The 15,119-nt window shown below is 59.9% G+C and carries 22 protein-coding genes; 3 read left to right on the top strand and 19 right to left on the bottom strand.

All coding sequences use genetic code 11. The features are described from left to right. The first annotated feature begins 109 nt into the window (after positions 1–109). The 3 genes from WMO45_RS05410 to WMO45_RS05420 all read left to right on the top strand — a co-directional run bounded on the left by WMO45_RS05410 (position 110) and on the right by WMO45_RS05420 (position 3,420). Positions 110–1,810 carry a C69 family dipeptidase gene (locus tag WMO45_RS05410; RefSeq protein ID WP_349139549.1) on the top strand — a complete coding sequence of 567 codons (1,701 nt, stop codon included), beginning with the start codon at positions 110–112 and terminating at the stop codon, positions 1,808–1,810. 135 nt (positions 1,811–1,945) lie between these two features. After that, the gene (locus WMO45_RS05415) at positions 1,946–2,920 is read left to right on the top strand and encodes a LysO family transporter (protein WP_349139550.1); all 975 of its coding nucleotides are present in this window, start codon (positions 1,946–1,948) and stop codon (positions 2,918–2,920) included. 14 nt (positions 2,921–2,934) lie between these two features. Beyond that, positions 2,935–3,420, top strand: coding sequence for a CYTH domain-containing protein (locus tag WMO45_RS05420; protein WP_349139551.1), 486 nt, complete (start codon positions 2,935–2,937; stop codon positions 3,418–3,420). A gap of 43 nt (positions 3,421–3,463) precedes the next feature. Here WMO45_RS05420 and WMO45_RS05425 read toward each other — a convergent pair whose 3' ends face one another. The 19 genes from WMO45_RS05425 to rplF form a co-directional block, all read right to left on the bottom strand. After that, positions 3,464–4,570 (bottom strand): M20 metallopeptidase family protein, encoded by a 1,107-nt coding sequence (locus WMO45_RS05425; RefSeq protein WP_349139552.1) that lies wholly within the window; start codon positions 4,568–4,570, stop codon positions 3,464–3,466. After that, entirely contained in the window at positions 4,567–5,838 is a 1,272-nt protein-coding gene (locus tag WMO45_RS05430; protein WP_349139553.1) for an HlyC/CorC family transporter, read from the bottom strand. The genes WMO45_RS05425 and WMO45_RS05430 overlap by 4 nt, the downstream gene beginning before the upstream one ends. A 220-nt stretch (positions 5,839–6,058) precedes the next feature. Continuing rightward, positions 6,059–6,460, bottom strand: coding sequence for a hypothetical protein (locus tag WMO45_RS05435; protein ID WP_349139554.1), 402 nt, complete (start codon positions 6,458–6,460; stop codon positions 6,059–6,061). A 142-nt stretch (positions 6,461–6,602) separates the two neighbouring features. Then, positions 6,603–6,944 carry a 50S ribosomal protein L17 gene (gene rplQ, locus WMO45_RS05440; RefSeq protein ID WP_349139555.1) on the bottom strand — a complete coding sequence of 114 codons (342 nt, stop codon included), beginning with the start codon at positions 6,942–6,944 and terminating at the stop codon, positions 6,603–6,605. A gap of 146 nt (positions 6,945–7,090) precedes the next feature. Continuing rightward, complete coding sequence (locus tag WMO45_RS05445; RefSeq protein WP_349139556.1) at positions 7,091–8,044, bottom strand: DNA-directed RNA polymerase subunit alpha; 954 nt, start codon at positions 8,042–8,044, stop codon at positions 7,091–7,093. 81 nt (positions 8,045–8,125) lie between these two features. Next, entirely contained in the window at positions 8,126–8,728 is a 603-nt protein-coding gene (gene rpsD / locus WMO45_RS05450; RefSeq protein WP_349139557.1) for a 30S ribosomal protein S4, read from the bottom strand. Between the two features lie 18 nt (positions 8,729–8,746). Further along, a complete protein-coding gene (rpsK, locus tag WMO45_RS05455; protein ID WP_007494608.1) occupies positions 8,747–9,148 on the bottom strand; it encodes a 30S ribosomal protein S11 in 402 nt (133 codons plus the stop codon). A gap of 15 nt (positions 9,149–9,163) precedes the next feature. Continuing rightward, positions 9,164–9,532 (bottom strand): 30S ribosomal protein S13, encoded by a 369-nt coding sequence (gene rpsM, locus WMO45_RS05460; RefSeq protein ID WP_349139558.1) that lies wholly within the window; start codon positions 9,530–9,532, stop codon positions 9,164–9,166. Between the two features lie 19 nt (positions 9,533–9,551). Continuing rightward, positions 9,552–9,665 (bottom strand): 50S ribosomal protein L36, encoded by a 114-nt coding sequence (gene rpmJ / locus WMO45_RS05465; RefSeq protein ID WP_006573428.1) that lies wholly within the window; start codon positions 9,663–9,665, stop codon positions 9,552–9,554. Positions 9,666–9,764: 99 nt separating this feature from the next. Further along, a complete protein-coding gene (infA, locus tag WMO45_RS05470; RefSeq protein ID WP_009258089.1) occupies positions 9,765–9,983 on the bottom strand; it encodes a translation initiation factor IF-1 in 219 nt (72 codons plus the stop codon). Between the two features lie 4 nt (positions 9,984–9,987). Beyond that, positions 9,988–10,266, bottom strand: a complete 279-nt coding sequence (locus tag WMO45_RS05475; protein ID WP_349139559.1) for a KOW domain-containing RNA-binding protein — start codon at positions 10,264–10,266, stop codon at positions 9,988–9,990. A gap of 2 nt (positions 10,267–10,268) precedes the next feature. Beyond that, the gene (gene map, locus WMO45_RS05480) at positions 10,269–11,021 is read right to left on the bottom strand and encodes a type I methionyl aminopeptidase (protein WP_349139637.1); all 753 of its coding nucleotides are present in this window, start codon (positions 11,019–11,021) and stop codon (positions 10,269–10,271) included. Positions 11,022–11,033: 12 nt separating this feature from the next. Continuing rightward, entirely contained in the window at positions 11,034–11,666 is a 633-nt protein-coding gene (locus tag WMO45_RS05485; RefSeq protein ID WP_349139560.1) for an adenylate kinase, read from the bottom strand. Between the two features lie 15 nt (positions 11,667–11,681). Beyond that, on the bottom strand, positions 11,682–13,013 hold the full coding sequence (gene secY, locus WMO45_RS05490; protein WP_349139561.1) for a preprotein translocase subunit SecY: 1,332 nt from the start codon (positions 13,011–13,013) through the stop codon (positions 11,682–11,684). Next, positions 13,014–13,454, bottom strand: coding sequence for a 50S ribosomal protein L15 (gene rplO, locus WMO45_RS05495; protein ID WP_349139562.1), 441 nt, complete (start codon positions 13,452–13,454; stop codon positions 13,014–13,016). It lies immediately after the preceding gene. Positions 13,455–13,467: 13 nt separating this feature from the next. Continuing rightward, positions 13,468–13,650: a 50S ribosomal protein L30 gene (gene rpmD, locus WMO45_RS05500; protein WP_087240991.1), complete on the bottom strand. Its 183-nt coding sequence runs from the start codon at positions 13,648–13,650 to the stop codon at positions 13,468–13,470. A gap of 14 nt (positions 13,651–13,664) precedes the next feature. Beyond that, positions 13,665–14,165, bottom strand: coding sequence for a 30S ribosomal protein S5 (gene rpsE, locus WMO45_RS05505; RefSeq protein WP_087328901.1), 501 nt, complete (start codon positions 14,163–14,165; stop codon positions 13,665–13,667). A 19-nt stretch (positions 14,166–14,184) separates the two neighbouring features. Then, positions 14,185–14,544, bottom strand: a complete 360-nt coding sequence (rplR, locus tag WMO45_RS05510) for a 50S ribosomal protein L18 (RefSeq protein WP_349139563.1) — start codon at positions 14,542–14,544, stop codon at positions 14,185–14,187. Positions 14,545–14,558: 14 nt separating this feature from the next. After that, positions 14,559–15,107: a 50S ribosomal protein L6 gene (rplF, locus tag WMO45_RS05515; RefSeq protein ID WP_349139564.1), complete on the bottom strand. Its 549-nt coding sequence runs from the start codon at positions 15,105–15,107 to the stop codon at positions 14,559–14,561. Positions 15,108–15,119 lie beyond the last annotated feature (12 nt).

Here is a 15,119-nt window from a genome sequence, read left to right on the forward strand (position 1 = left end):
TACCTGTATCATGAAATAATATTCACATAAATTGCCGATATAGTGAATATAAATTCGCTTTCAACTGTCGGCTTCCAAGGACGATACACCGGAAGAGAGGGAACAGAGTATGAAACAGGCAGCAAAAGTATTGACCACCGCTCTGGCCGCCGCCGTGGCCCTGAGCAACGTAAGCGCTATGGCCTGCACCGGCCTTTATGTGGGCAAGCAGGCCAGTGCCGACGGCACCACCATCATCGCCCGCAGTGAAGACATCAGTCCTTCCGACTATGAGAAGCTCCACCTGGTGGTCCCCCATGTGGACAATCAGCCCGGCCGGGTACTGGAAGACATCAACGGCTTCCAGATGCCTCTGCCCGCCACCACCTATCAGTACACCATGATGAGTGACTACGCCGACGCAGGAGACGGGATCTATCCTGCCGTGTGCAGCAATGAGATGGGGGTGTCCGTCACCGGCACCGTGTCCGCCTCCCCCTGTGAACAGTGGGAAGAGGCCGACCCCTATGTGGACGACGGCCTGCGGGAGGCTGTGCTTCCTGCCGCCGTGGCCTGCTGCTCCGCCACCGCCCGGGAGGGCGTGGAAAACCTGCTGGAGCTGGTGGATACCTATGGCTCAGCCGAGGGCAACATCGTCATGATCGCCGACCAGGAGGAGGCCTGGATCGTGGAGATCTACGGTGGGCACCAGTATGCCGCTATGAAAATGCCCGAGGACGCCGTAGCCGTGTTCGGCAACCAGTTTATGATCGGCTGCGTGGACCCGGAGGACACGGAGAACTACATCTTCTCTGACGGGCTTTTTACCACCATCGACACACTGGGTCTGGCCGTGATGGAGGATGGTCAGTATAACCTGGCCAAGTCGGTCACAGATGGCAGCCGCAGTGACAGCTCCAACATGCGCACCTGGATCGGCCACAAGGTGCTGGCCCCCTCCAGTGTGGGGGACTACAACACCGACACCTTCTATGAGCTGTTTTATACCCCCGATGAAAAGGTAACTCTGGACGATGTAATGGCCATCTACCGCAACCGGTACGAGGGTACCGAATATGACGCCGACCAGGAGGGCAATGAAGGTGTGCGGGCCATCGCCGTCTCCACCACTCCGGAGACCCACATTATCCAGATCCACGACGATTACCCCACCCAGAGCGCAGCGGTGACCTGGCTGGCCGCCGGCGGCGCGGAGCACTCGGTGTTCCTGCCCGAATTCAGCGGCATCACCGATACCGCCGACGCCTGGAAGACCGACAGCGCCACCTATGTGGAAAACAGCGTCTACTGGGCGTTTAAGAAGATCTGCGGCCTGGCAGACACCGACCGCACTCTGTACAGCCAGGGGGTGGAGGACTACTGGACGCTTCAGGAGGCCATGATGCAGGCCGAGATGGAGGCTGCCGGGGAGACCGTCAAGGCCCTCTACGCCCAGGATGAGGCCCAGGGCGACGCCTATGTCACCGCCCTTGCCCAGCAGATGGTAGAGGAGCAGATGGCCAACGCCGACCATCTGTATGCCGAGCTGCTCACCACCGTGACCCACAACAGCGGCCTGAGCAGCGGTAAGACCCCCACCACCTTTGAGGCCACCACCGCCCTGCGGGCGGCCGCCGAGTTCAAGGGCTACACCGTAACCTGGGACGCCGCCACCGGCGGCATTACCCTCACCAAGGGTACGGATACCCTCTCCCTCCAGCCCGGCAACAGTTCCGCCGTGAAAAACGGCACCGAGCTGACACTTGCTTCCGCTCCTTACACCGTGGACGGCGTGACTTATGTGCCCATGAGCTTTATCCAGAGCCTGTAACCGGAACGTTCCAGTGCCCTCCCGCAGCCGCCGGGAGGGCGCTTTTTTGCCCATTCGCGCCAGGGGTGGACTTTCCCTGACGGCCATGCTAGAATAGGACCCGGACTCCAATCAATCTGCAAAGGATGGATGGGTATGAATACCACCCTCAGCACACTGAGCAGTCTGGCAATCTACATCGCCCTTGTGGTCGTAGGGGCCATCATCGGCTCCCGCCGGCAGGTGCGCAGCCGCCCTCTGGTCTGGCTGGGCAAACTGCAATTTGTAGCACTGATGATCCTTATTGTCACCCTGGGCGTCAATCTGGGTGCTAACGATGAGGTCATCGCTTCCCTGGGGCAGATCGGCCTGGCCGCCCTGGTGATCACCCTGTTTGCCATGGCCGGCTCTCTGCTGTTTCTCACCCTGCTGCGGCGCTTTGTGCTCCGGCTGGATCATGTGGGCCTCCCCCGGGGCAGCGCCCAGACCGGACAGGAAGAAAAGCATTCGGCCGGAAAGGCTGACAACGCTCTCACCAAATGGATCGTCATCGCTGTGGTACTGGGCATGCTGGCCGGCCGGTTCGTCCTGCCCCCGGCCGTCACGGTCCACTGCGGCTCAGTCATCACCTTTGGACTGTATCTGCTGTTGTTCTTGGTTGGCATGGATATGGGCCGGCAGGGTACCTTCCTCAGCGATGTGAAGGCCGCCGGCTTCCAGGTGCTGCTGGTTCCGGTGGCGGTGGGCGCGGGCTCGCTGGCCTTCGCGGCCCTGGCCGGGCTGCTGCTCCCCCTGGGCGTCAAGGACTCTATGGCTGCGGCCGCCGGGCTGGGCTGGTACTCCCTGGCCCCCACCCTGCTGGCTCCCTATTCCCTGTCGGTCTCCGCCGTCTCCTTCCTGTCCAACGTGATGCGGGAGATCTTCGCTATCGTCTCCATCCCCTTTGTGGCCAAATATGTGGGGTATGTGGAGTGCGCCTCCCTGCCCGGCGCGGCCGCCATGGATACGGTGCTTCCCGTGGTGGTGGGCGCCACTCATGAGCGCATTACCATCTACTCCTTTACCTCCGGTGTGGTCCTCTCCCTGGCGGTACCGCTGCTGGTACCGGCCATCGTGGCCCTGCCGTTCTGAGGGAGGTGAGCGCGATGGAGATCGAACGCCGCTGGCTGGTGGAGGGCTGGCCTCAGCAAGAGGCTGCCTCCACCCTGGAGATGGAACAGGGCTATTTCTGCACCCGTCCCGCCGTACGCATCCGCCGGGAGGCCGTACAGGGCGGCACCACCGCCTATGTGCTCTGCTTCAAGGGCAAGGGAGGCCTGAGCCGGGAGGAGATCGAGCTGCCGCTGAGCCCCGACCACTATACCCGGCTGAAGGCCATGCTGGACAGGCCCATAATTGAAAAGCAGCAGCGCCGCTATGCCCTGCCCGGCGGATACACGCTGGAGGTCAATTCGGTGGACCCCGCTCTGGAAAGCGGCTTCTTCTACGCCGAGGTGGAATTTCCGGACGAGGCCTCGGCCCTGGCCTGGGCACCACCGGCGGAATTGGCCGGCTATCTCTGCCATGAGGTCACCGGACAAAGCGGCGAGAGCATGGCTGCCTACTGGGAGCGTACCCGTCTGGCAAACTAAAAAAGAGTCCCGCGGCAGATAGCCGCGGGACTCTTTTTTCTTTTTAAATCAGCTGCTGGAAGAGCGCACAGGCCTTTTCCAGCAATGCGTCCGGAAAGTCAAAATCCGCACTGTGCAGGGGCGGATGCTCCTCCCCATCGCCCAGCAGGAACAGGGCGCCCTCCGCCTGCCGCAGATACCAGCCGAAATCCTCCGAGGCCCGCATGGGCTCTGCCATCTCGATCACCGGCATCCCCAGTGCCCGGGCCGCTTGCCGGACCTTTTCCGCCCCGGCGGGGTGGTTGGCCGTCTCGGGAAACACGTCCTGCTGCTCCAGTGTCAAAGTCAGGCCGTCCTCCCGGGCCGCCTGGCGGGCCAACTCCGTCAGCGCCCGCTCCAGCTCATCCAGCTCCTGCTGGTACTGGGCCCGCAGGGTGAGCAGCAGCGCCCCCCGATAGGCCGAGATTCCGAAGGCGGGTTCCCCCACGTCGATCTGGACCACGGTGGCCATCACCAATCCCCGGTGGTCCTCCCGGCGGGTAAGCTCCGGCAGGGCGGCCACCACCCGGGCCACCGCCTGGGCCGGATTGCGGCCCAGTTCCGGTGTGCTGGCATGGGTAGGTGTTCCCTCAAAACGGAGGGTCAGACCCTTGGAAGCGCAATTCATGGTCCCCTCCCGCAGGGCCACGGCCCCCAGAGGATACCCGGGCATATTGTGGAAGGCGTAGACCTCCCCGATCCCCTCTTCCCGCAGCAGGGCGGCACAGGCCTCGCCTCCGCCGCCCACCTCCTCGGCGGGCTGGAACACAAGATATACATCCCGGTCCGCCCCGGTCTCCTCCAAGGTCAGCCCCAGCAGGGCCAACGCCGCGCTGTGGCCATCGTGGCCGCACTTGTGAGCCACGCCGGGACACTGGGAACGGTAGGGCAGCGGTGTGGTTTCCTCCATGGGCAGGGCATCAAAGTCGGCCCGGAAGGCCACCTTTCCCGGCCCCCTGCCACGGCACAAAGCATAGAACCAGCTGCCCCGGTCCACCAGCTCCAGGTGGGTATGCTCCCTCAGAACGTCCATCAGGTGTGCCTTGGTCCACACCTCCTGCCCGGACAGCTCCGGGTGGGCGTGCAGAGCATGGCGCAGCTCCTGGGCAAGACTCCGTGTCTTTGCGTTCACTGGTCCTTCCCCTTTTCCTCTTCTTCCGATGCAAGTACGACCACCCGGATTTCCAGCACTCGGCGGTGATCCACTTTGGTAACCGTCACATCCAGACCGTCCGCCACAAAGTGGTCGCCCTCCTCTGGCACCCGGCCGATCTGTTCCATGACCCAACCGGAGATTGTGTTTGCGTCGCACTCCCCCTTGATGGAAAACAGGTCAAACAGGTCGGTAAGGTCAGCGGAGCAGGAAATGAGGTAACTGCCGTCCTCCTGCTTTTTAAATTCCTCGATGACTTCGTCGTGTTCGTCCCAGATCTCCCCTACCAGTTCCTCCACGATGTCCTCCAGGGTCACCAGGCCCTCGGTGCCGCCGTACTCATCCACCACGATAACCATATGTGCTTTCTCCTTCTGGAGGATGCGCAGCAGTTCAGAGATTTTGGTGTTGCCTGTGGTGTAAAGCATGGGACCCATGATCGTCTTTACATCATCGATTCCACGGTAACGCGCGGCGTGGAAATCCTTTTCATGAATCACACCTACGATATCGTCGATGTCCTCATGGTAAACCGGAAGGCGGGAATAACCGCTCTCGGCAAAGGCCTGGGCGATCTCGTCCATGGAGTCAATATCCTCCACCGCCACAATGTCAACCCGAGGGGTAAGAATTTCATCCACCTCCAGGTCATTAAACTCGATGGCCGAGCGGATGAGCTTGCTCTCATGCTGATCCAGGCCGCCTTCGCTCTCCGCCTGGTCCACCAGGGTCACCAGCTCCTCCTCAGTGATCCCACTGTCATCCGACTTGCGGATCACCTTGGACAGCAGTTTCTTCCACTGACTGAACAAGAAGTTCAGCGGAGTGAGAATGGTTCGGAAGAGCCCCAGCAGCGGCGCAGAAAACATGGCAAAGCGCTCGGGAGACTCCTTGGCCAGACTTTTGGGGGAGACCTCGCCGAAGATCAGGATCACAATGGTCAGCACGGTGGCAGACACTGTGGGGCCCCGTACGTCATCAATCAGGCGGATAAAAAGCACCGCGCCAATGGTAGTCGCCACATTGTTGACTATATTGTTGCCAATGAGCAGTGTGGACAACAGCTTATCGTAATCTTCCGACAGGGCAAGGGCCCGTGCAGCCCGCTGGTCTCCGTTGTCCGCCCAGCTTTTCAGGCGGGCCCGGTTCAGAGACGTAAAGGCGGTTTCCGAGGCGGAAAAATATCCGGACATAACCACCAGGAAAATCAGGGCAACGATCATCGCAATACTGGCACTGTCTAACATAAGAACTCCATCAACTCCACTCATATCATTCATTTTGTGTGTAAACGCGCAAAAGGACAACCCTATTCCCGTAAAACCACGGCATAAGGCTGTCCCCAATGAATTCTATACTTTTTGCAACTAGGCGGAGGTTCGTCCACGAAGGTTCACCGTCTCCTCTTTCAGATGATTAGGGAGAGTATATCACATATCCCTTCTCATTGCAAGATGTTTCCCACAGTCACTCCTGTACATTGATATAGGTTGGAATATCGCTCTGCTTCTCAAATACGCGAATCTCATCGTCCTGTGCAGAAAACACATAGAGCTGACCATCTGCCCATACGGCATACATTGGCCGCCCAGCAAAATTCATGCAGATCTGGACCCCGTCCTGTTGATACGTCCCCCGGTCCACTGTGCCAAAGGGCTTATATTGTGCGCAACCTCCATCCGACTCAAAGACCAAATAGGTCCCGTCTCCATTCAGGACAGTGCCGGTGACATAGGTGCCCACCACATGCAGCTGCGCTCTCTGCTCCAGCGTATGGATATGCACGGACTGGACGATGAGTCCGGTCAGCAAAGCTGCAAAAAGCCCGGCAATCGCCAGATAAACCGCCATTCTCCCTTTGAACGACATGGCATATCCTCCAATTCGCACACATCTCCGGCCCTTTTTATGCTCTCATTCTATCTGACAAAGGGAAATGTGTCAATCTGGGAAAGCAAAAGCGCGGATATTCCACCTTTTGTGGAATATCCGCGCTTTCTTCTTTCCTTGCTTACACCAGCTGAACGATGGCCATCTCGGCAGCATCGCCGCGGCGAGGCCCGATCTTCACGACACGGGTGTAGCCGCCGTTGCGCTCAGCGTACTTGGGGCCGATCTCATCGAAGAGCTTCTTGGCCACGTCCTCCTTGGTCAGGTAGGACAGCGCCTTACGGTAGTTGGCCAGGTTGGCGTTCTTCGCCAGAGTGATCATCTTCTCAGCCAGAGGAGCCACTTCCTTGGCGCGGGAGACGGTGGTCTTGATCTGGCCGTTCTCCAGCAGGTAGGTGGTCATGGCGCGCAGCATAGCCACACGCTGATCGGTGGGCTTGCCCAGTTTACGGTTATGGGACATGTCAATCCACTCCTATCGGATGTTCGCCAAGGCGAACTCCATTCTTTGAAATTCGTCCGGAGGGTCTCCCCCCGGAAGAGCGCCCTTTCGGACCACAGGACCGGGAGGGGACGTTACATGCCCCCGGTCCGCTCTTCCCTCTGGCTTTAGTTGTTGTTCTCGTCGTCAGCCAGGTGCAGGCCCATCATGGCCAGCTTGTTGATAACCTCTTCCAGGCTCTTGCGGCCCAGATTGCGCACCTTCATCATCTCATCCTCGGTCTTGGAAATCAGATCCTCCACCGTGTTGATGTTGGCCCGCTTGAGGCAGTTAAAGGAACGGACCGACAGATCCAGCTCCTCAATGGTCAGCTCCAGCACCTTATCCCGCTGCGCTTCCGCCTTCTCCACCACCGTGGACTTGGAGCCCATGGTCTCAGAGAGATCGGTGAAGAGGACAAAATGATCGCACAGGATACGGGCGCCCAGGCTGACCGCGTCCCGGGCGGTGATGGTACCGTCGGTCCATACCTCCAGGGTCAGCTTGTCAAAGTCCGTCAGATCGCGTACACGGGTGTTCTCCACCGTGTAATTGACCTTACGCACCGGCGTGTAGATGGAGTCCACCGGGATCAGACCAATGATGGCCTGGGCCGGCTTGTTCCGGTCGGCGGGCACATAGCCGCGGCCGTGGGACAGAGTCAACTCCATATTCAGGCTGGCATCGGGACCCAGAGTAGCGATATGCAGGTCAGGGTTGAGTACCTCAACCTCACCGTCGGCCTTGATGTCGCCTGCTGTCACTTCGCACTCGCCGTTAGCCTCGATATAGACCGTCTTAACTCCCTCACAGTGGAGCTTGGCGATGATGCTCTTGACGTTGAGAACGATCTCGGTCACATCTTCCTTCACGCCGGGAATGGTGGAGAACTCGTGCTGCACACCAGCAATCTTAATGGAAGTGACGGCGGTGCCAGGCAGGGACGAGAGCAGGATGCGGCGCAGGGAGTTGCCCAGGGTCGTGCCGTAGCCGCGCTCCAGAGGCTCCACCACATACTTGCCGTAGGAACCGTCGCCGGGGTTCTCCACACATTCGATGCGGGGCTTCTCGATTTCTACCATGTGTTACCCTCCTTTTCGCGGCTGCGGGCGTCGCGCCCGCAGCCCTATACAGCTCACCAATAATCGAGGGTACAAGCAGTATTACTTGGAGTACAGCTCGACGATCAGGTGCTCCTCGATGGGCAGATCCACATCCTCGCGGGTGGGCATCTGCACCACAGTGCCCTTCAGAGTGTTCTTCTCACGCTCCAGCCACTTGGGCAGCAGCACGGAAGGCGCATCCTCGCCGGTCAGGCGCTTAAACTTCACAGAGGAGCGGCTCGCCTCACGGACCTCGATCACATCGCCGGGCTTGACCAGGTAGGAGGGGATGTCCACCCGCTGGCCATTGACGGTGAAGTGGCCGTGACCCACCAGCTGACGGGCCTCACGGCGCGTCATGGCGAAGCCCAGCCGGTACGCCACGTTGTCCAGGCGACGCTCCACCAGCACCAGCAGGTTCTCACCGGTCTTGCCGGGCATACGGGCGGCCTTCTCATAGTAGGAGCGGAACTGCTTCTCCATGATGCCGTAGACAAACTTGACCTTCTGCTTCTCGGTCAGCTGAAGAGCATACTCGCTCTTCTTCTTTCTCATCTGGCCGCCGGGATTGCGGTTGCTCTCCTTCTTGGCATAGCCCATAGCGGCAGGAGAAATGCCCAGCGCACGGCAGCGCTTGGCGATAGGCTGCATATTCTTTGCCATTTGTTCTTCCTCCTTCTCTTACACGCGGCGGCGCTTCGGCGGACGGCAGCCGTTGTGGGGAATGGGAGTCACGTCCTTGATCAGAGTGACTTCCAGACCCACGGCCTGCAGGGCGCGGATAGCGGCCTCACGGCCGGCGCCGGGGCCCTTCACGTACACCTCGACGGTCTTCAGGCCGTGCTCCATGGCAGCCTTAGCGGCAGTCTCAGCAGCGGTCTGCGCGGCGAAGGGGGTGGATTTCCGGGAACCGCGGAAGCCCAGGCCGCCGGAGGAGGCCCAGGACAGGGCGTTGCCGCCCATGTCGGTCACGGTAACCATGGTGTTGTTGAACGAGGAGCGGATATGCACCTGGCCCTTCTCAACGTTCTTGCGCTCACGGCGCTTGCGGATAACCTTCTTACCCTTGGTAGCGGTAGCCATGTGTTTCTCCCTCCCTTACTTCTTCTTATTGGCGACAGTGCGCTTGGGACCCTTGCGGGTACGCGCATTGGTCTTGGAACGCTGACCACGGACAGGCAGGCCCTTGCGGTGACGCATGCCGCGGTAGCAGCCGATCTCGGTCAGACGCTTGATGTCCATCGCCACGTCACGGCGGAGGTCGCCTTCCACAGTGTAGCTGTGGCTGATGATCTCACGCAGCTTAGCCTCATCGGCCTCAGTCAGGTCCTTCACGCGGGTGTCGGGGTTGATACCGGCCTCGGCCAGGATCTTATTGGCGCTGGTGCGCCCAATGCCGTAGATATAGGTCAGGCCAATCTCGACCCGCTTATCCTTCGGCAAGTCAATGCCAGCAATACGTGCCATACTGTTTCAGCACCTCCTATTAACCTTGTCTCTGCTTATGCTTGGGGTTCTCACAAATAACCATGACCTTGCCCTTGCGCTTGATGATCTTGCACTTCTCGCACATGGGCTTCACGGACGGTCTAACTTTCATGTTTGTACCTCCTGTTCAGCCTGATGGCCCCGGCACGGCGGAGGCAAGGCCCCGCGTACCCGCGCCGGTCGTTGTTGGGTTCTGGTCGGATGGGACCAATCACTTGCTTCGCCAAGTGATCCGGCCCCGCGTTACGTCATAAGGGGACATCTGGACCGTCACTTTGTCTCCGGGCAGGATGCGAATGAAGTTCATGCGCAGTTTGCCGGAGATGTGGGCCAGAATGATATGGCCGTTTCCGATGTCCACATGGAACGTGGTATTGGGAAGGGACTCGGTCACGACGCCCTCCACTTCGATCATATCGTCCTTTGCCAAAGCGTCATACCCTCCTTAGTTCCTCAACTCGGAAAGCGGCCAGCGCCCTCCGTATATCTTGGTTTGAGATCCTGTCTCCCGCCTGGATCCGATCCAGGACCGGGTGCCGGAACTCTCCTACCGGTGCCGTGTGTACAGCTTTCTTCCGTTTGGGAGAGGCCAGCTTCCGCCGTTTCCCGTCACAGAGCAACAGGTAGGCCCCCTGCGTCTCCAGGACGCAGAACAGCTCACCCCTGTCATGCCCGGCCAGGGAACGGACAATGCGCGCTACCGCATCCGCCATACTCAGTCCTCCGCTACGGTAAGCACTTCCGGCTCCCCGTCGGTAATGAGAATGGTGTTTTCGTAATGCGCCGTCAGGCTTCCGTCGGCGGACACGGTGGTCCAGCCGTCCTTGAGTACTTTCACGCGCCAATCGCCCGCGTTTACCATAGGCTCCACCGCGATGGTCATACCCGGCATCAGCCGAGCACCATGGCCGGCAGGGCCAAAATTCGGCACTTCAGGGGGCTCGTGGAGCTTAGCACCCACACCGTGACCTACAAAGTCCCGCACGACAGAACAGCCATTTGCTTCCACATACTGCTGCACTGCATGGGAGATGTCGTAGACTCGGTTACCTGGACGTGCAAACCGGATGCCTTCCCAGAAGCTCTGTTCCGTCACACGGATCAGATGCATTGCTTCATCGCTCACCTGCCCGCAGGCAAAGGTAGCGGCGCAATCTCCGTGGAAGCCATTTAGGTAAGCACCTACATCCACACTGACAATGTCGCCCTCTTTCAATTTCCGGGGGCCGGGAATCCCATGGATCACCTGCTCATTAATGGAGATGCAGGCAGAACCGGGGAACCCGCTATATCCCAGAAAAGAGGGTTTGGCTCCGTGGCTTTCAATAAATTTGCGCACTGCGGTGTCGATCTCATGGGTCGTAACACCGGGGCGCACCATGGAGCCGGCCAACGCCCGGGCTTGGGCGGTCAACCGCCCAGCCCGGCGCATCAGCTCGATCTCCCGGGGAGATTTCAATGAGATCATTTCCATCTCAAATCACTTCCCCAGCAGTTCCAAAATCTTCTCACTGGTTTCTTGGATCCCGCCCATATCAGGCACGCTCTTCAGCACGCCCATCTTGGCATAGAAATCCTTCAGCGGCTCGGTCTCGCTGTGGTAGACTTCCAGACGGTGCATGACCGTCTCGGGCAGGTCGTCCTTACGCTGCTCCAGCGCGCCGCCGCACTTATCGCAGACGCCCTCCTGCTTGGGAGGCGCAGCCACAATGTGATAGGTGGCGCCGCAAGCATGGCAGGTCCGGCGTCCGGTCATGCGCTCCATGATGACGCTGTCTGCAATCTCCAGGGAGAGCACCGCGTCAAAGCGAATGCCATGCTGCTCCAGAGCCTCAGCCTGGGCAATGGTGCGGGGCACCCCGTCCAGAATGAAGCCGCCCGCGCAGTCGTCCTGAGCCAGCCGCTCCTGAATGATGCCGATAATGACCTCATCGGGGACCAGCTTACCCGCGTCCATAAAGCTCTTGGCCTGCAGGCCAATGGGCGTGCCCGCCTTTACAGCTGCGCGGAGAATGTTGCCGGTGGAAATGGTGGGGATCCCCAGCTTGGCACTGATGATCTCCGCCTGGGTCCCTTTGCCGGCGCCGGGTGCGCCCAACAGAATGATTTTCATAGCCTTGATACCTTCTTACTCCAGGAAGCCCTTGTAATGCCGCATGAGCATCTGAGCCTCCAGTGCCTTGGTGGTCTCCAGGGCCACGCCCACCACAATGATGATGGAGGTGCCGCCGATGGCCAGACTGCTCTGGCCGATCACCGCACCGGTGATGATGGGAGCGATGGCGATGATGGCCAGGTACAGAGCACCAAACATGGTGATCTTATTGAGCACCTTGTGGATAAAGTCGGCGGTGGGCTTGCCGGGACGGAAGCCAGGGATGAAGCCGCCGTTCTTCTTCAGGTTGTTGGCCACTTCCACAGGGTTGAACTGCATCGTGGAGTAGAAATAGCTGAATCCCACGATGAGCAGGAAGTACACCACGATATAGTAGATGCTGGTGGTGTTGAAGATCTGCAGGAAGGTGTACCAGCCGGAGCCCTCCACCTGGGCAGACGGCACGAACATGCCGATGGTCGCAGGCAGGGAGGCAATGGCCTGGGCAAAGATGATGGGCATAACGCCGCTCATATTCACCTTCAGGGGGATGTGGCTGGACTGACCGCCGTACATTTTCCGGCCCACCACGCGCTTGGCGTACTGTACCGGAATGCGGCGCTCGGAGTTCTGAATGAACACAATGAGCACCACAATGGCCAGCATACCGATGACAATGAGAATGGCGCCCCACCAGGGCAGGCTGAACACATTCTCGCCGGTAACGCCGTCCAGATTGTTCCGCACGCCGGTATACATGGTCATAACCATGCCGGGCACACGGGACAGAATGCCGGCAAACAGGATGATGGAAATACCGTTGCCGATACCGAACTCGGTGATCTGCTCACCCAGCCACATAATAAATGCGGAACCAGCGGTGAAGCAGAGGATGATCACGATGGCCGCCCACCAGCCAGGCAGACCGGCGGTGTCAATAAGCGCACCGTCGTTGGTGGTCCGGATGAGCGTGTAGTAGCCGAAGCCCTGCAGCAGAGCAATGGCTACAGTAACGTAACGGGTGATGGCCGCAATCTTCTTCCGGCCCTCCTCGCCGCCCTCCTTCTGGAGACGCTCCAGAGCGGGGATAGCGACGGTGAGCAGCTGGATGATGATGGAGCTGTTGATATACGGCTGTACGCCCAGGGCAAAAACGGCGGCCATGGAGAAGGCGGTGCCGTTCATGGCGCCCAGCAGGGAGAAAATGCCGCCCATGCTGTTCATCGTACTGCTCAGCAGATCGCTGTCAATAAACGGCACGGGGACCACAGAGCCCAGCCGGAAGACCAGAAGCGCGAAGACCGTAAAGAGGATCTTCTTACGCAGATCAGGAATCTTCCACGCGTTACGGATGGTCTCGATCACTTAGACCACCTCGTACTTTCCACCTGCCGCAACGATCTTCTCCTTGGCGGAGGCGGAGAAAGCGGAGGCACGGACCGTCAGTTTCTTGGTCAGGGTGCCGTTGCCAAGCACCTTGTAGCCGTACTCACACTTGGAGAGGATGCCCTTCTCCAGCAGGTCGCACACGTTGACCGTGGCGCCATCCTCGAACTTGTTCAACGCGGAGACATTGATTGCCTCCAGGGGCTTGGCAAAAATATTGTGGAAGCCGCGCTTGGGGATACGGCGGGTCAGAGGCATCTGGCCGCCTTCAAAACCCACGCGCACACCGCCGCCGGAACGGGCCCACTGGCCCTTCTGGCCGCGGCCGGCGGTCTTACCGTTACCAGAACCATGGCCGCGGCCCTTACGATAGGCCTTGGGGTTGGAACCGGCAGCGGGGGAAAGATCATGCAGATTCATTTCGCGCACCTCCTTACTGTTCCTCGGTAACCTGCAGCAGATAACCGATGTGGGCAATCTTGCCGCGGGTCGCCTCATTGTCGGGCTGTACGGTGGTGTCGCCGATCTTGCGCAGCCCCAGAGCCTCGGCGGTAGCCTTATGCTTGGCGATACGGCCGTTCAGGCTCTTGACCAGCTTGATGTTCAGATTAGCCATGTTCACGGCCCTCCTTAACCTACGATCTCGCTGACGCTCTTACCGCGGATGCGGGCGACCTCCTCAGGACCACGGAGAGCCTTCAGGCCCTCAAAAGTGGCGGAGACCACGTTCTGCGGATTGTTGGAGCGCAGGCACTTGGCGCGGATATCACGGATGCCGGCGGCCTCCATGACGGCGCGGACAGGGCCGCCGGCGATGATACCGGTACCGGGGGCAGCGGGCTTCAGGAGCACGCGGCCGGCGCCGAACTCGCCGATGACCTCATGGGGAATGGTGGTGCCGGACAGGGTCACATTGCACATGTTCTTCTTGGCATCCTCAATGCCCTTGCGGATTGCCTCGGGCACCTCAGCGGCCTTGCCCAGACCGAAGCCCACGCGGCCCTTCTCGTCGCCCACGACCATCAGCGCGGCAAACTTGAAGATACGGCCGCCCTTCACGGTCTTGGACACGCGGTTCAGAGCGACGAGCTTCTCGGTAAACTCGCTGGGTTCTCTCTCAAATCTAGCCATTTATCGTTTTCCTCCTCCCTTAGAACTGCAGGCCGCCCTCACGGGCGCCCTCGGCCAGGGCCTGCACGCGGCCGTGGTACACGTAGCCGCCGCGGTCAAACACGACGGTATCGATGCCGGCGGCCTTGGCGCGCTCGGCGACAGCCAGGCCTACCTTCTTGGCAGCCTCGCAGTCGGAGCCCTTGCCCTCAAAGCCCTTCTCCAGGGAGGAAGCAGACACCAGAGTCTTGCCGGTCACGTCGTCGATGACCTGGGCATAGATGTTGGTGTTGCTGCGGAACACGTTCAGGCGGGGACGCTCGGGCGTGCCGGAAATCTTGCCGCGCACTCTCTTGTGGCGCTTAAGCCGCTGAGCGTTGGTATCGGGTCTGTTGATCATTGTGGCACACCTCCTTATTTCTTCTTGACGCCGGTCTTGCCTTCCTTGCGGCGGATGACCTCGTCAGTGTATTTGATGCCCTTGCCCTTATAAGGCTCGGGGGGACGCTTCTCGCGCACTTCGGCAGCAAACTGGCCGACCTTCTGCTTGTCGACGCCGCTGATGACGATCTTGTTGGCGCTGGGGACCTCGATGCTGATGCCCTCGATCTCCTCCACAGTGACCTGATGAGAGAAGCCCAGGTTCATAACCAGCTTGTTGCCCTCCTTGGCCACACGGTAGCCGACGCCGTTCACGTCCAGCTCCTTCTTGTAGCCCTCGGTCACACCCACGATCATGTTGTGGAGCAGGGTGCGGGTCAGGCCGTGCAGGCTGCGGTTCTCCTTAGCGTCATTGGGACGGGTCACATGGATCACATCGCCCTCCTGGGTGATGGTCATGGCGGGATGCAGCTGCTGAGTCAGGGTGCCCTTGGGCCCCTTCACGGTAACCAGGTTACCGGCTTCGATCTTCACGTCCACACCGGCGGGGATGGAGATCGGCATTCTTCCGATACGAGACATTTTCTACTCTCC

This window comes from Flavonifractor hominis (assembly GCF_040095835.1).
Taxonomy (GTDB): domain Bacteria; phylum Bacillota; class Clostridia; order Oscillospirales; family Oscillospiraceae; genus Flavonifractor; species Flavonifractor hominis.

Coding starts and splice junctions, on each gene's coding strand:
- rpsE (WP_087328901.1), bottom strand. CDS start 14,165: ATGGCTAGATTTGAGAGAGAACCCAGCGAGTTTACCGAGAAGCTCGTC.
- WMO45_RS05445 (WP_349139556.1), bottom strand. CDS start 8,044: ATGGTAGAAATCGAGAAGCCCCGCATCGAATGTGTGGAGAACCCCGGC.
- rplR (WP_349139563.1), bottom strand. CDS start 14,544: ATGATCAACAGACCCGATACCAACGCTCAGCGGCTTAAGCGCCACAAG.
- rpmJ (WP_006573428.1), bottom strand. CDS start 9,665: ATGAAAGTTAGACCGTCCGTGAAGCCCATGTGCGAGAAGTGCAAGATC.
- rpmD (WP_087240991.1), bottom strand. CDS start 13,650: ATGGCTAATCTGAACATCAAGCTGGTCAAGAGCCTGAACGGCCGTATC.
- rpsD (WP_349139557.1), bottom strand. CDS start 8,728: ATGGCAAAGAATATGCAGCCTATCGCCAAGCGCTGCCGTGCGCTGGGC.
- rplO (WP_349139562.1), bottom strand. CDS start 13,454: ATGAATCTGCATGATCTTTCCCCCGCTGCCGGTTCCAACCCCAAGGCC.
- rpsM (WP_349139558.1), bottom strand. CDS start 9,532: ATGGCACGTATTGCTGGCATTGACTTGCCGAAGGATAAGCGGGTCGAG.
- rplQ (WP_349139555.1), bottom strand. CDS start 6,944: ATGTCCCATAACCGTAAACTGGGCAAGCCCACCGATCAGCGTGTGGCT.
- WMO45_RS05485 (WP_349139560.1), bottom strand. CDS start 11,666: ATGAAAATCATTCTGTTGGGCGCACCCGGCGCCGGCAAAGGGACCCAG.
- WMO45_RS05420 (WP_349139551.1), top strand. CDS start 2,935: ATGGAGATCGAACGCCGCTGGCTGGTGGAGGGCTGGCCTCAGCAAGAG.
- WMO45_RS05435 (WP_349139554.1), bottom strand. CDS start 6,460: ATGTCGTTCAAAGGGAGAATGGCGGTTTATCTGGCGATTGCCGGGCTT.
- WMO45_RS05430 (WP_349139553.1), bottom strand. CDS start 5,838: ATGTTAGACAGTGCCAGTATTGCGATGATCGTTGCCCTGATTTTCCTG.
- WMO45_RS05415 (WP_349139550.1), top strand. CDS start 1,946: ATGAATACCACCCTCAGCACACTGAGCAGTCTGGCAATCTACATCGCC.
- rplF (WP_349139564.1), bottom strand. CDS start 15,107: ATGTCTCGTATCGGAAGAATGCCGATCTCCATCCCCGCCGGTGTGGAC.
- rpsK (WP_007494608.1), bottom strand. CDS start 9,148: ATGGCTACCGCTACCAAGGGTAAGAAGGTTATCCGCAAGCGCCGTGAG.
- map (WP_349139637.1), bottom strand. CDS start 11,021: ATGATCTCATTGAAATCTCCCCGGGAGATCGAGCTGATGCGCCGGGCT.
- WMO45_RS05475 (WP_349139559.1), bottom strand. CDS start 10,266: ATGGCGGATGCGGTAGCGCGCATTGTCCGTTCCCTGGCCGGGCATGAC.
- WMO45_RS05410 (WP_349139549.1), top strand. CDS start 110: ATGAAACAGGCAGCAAAAGTATTGACCACCGCTCTGGCCGCCGCCGTG.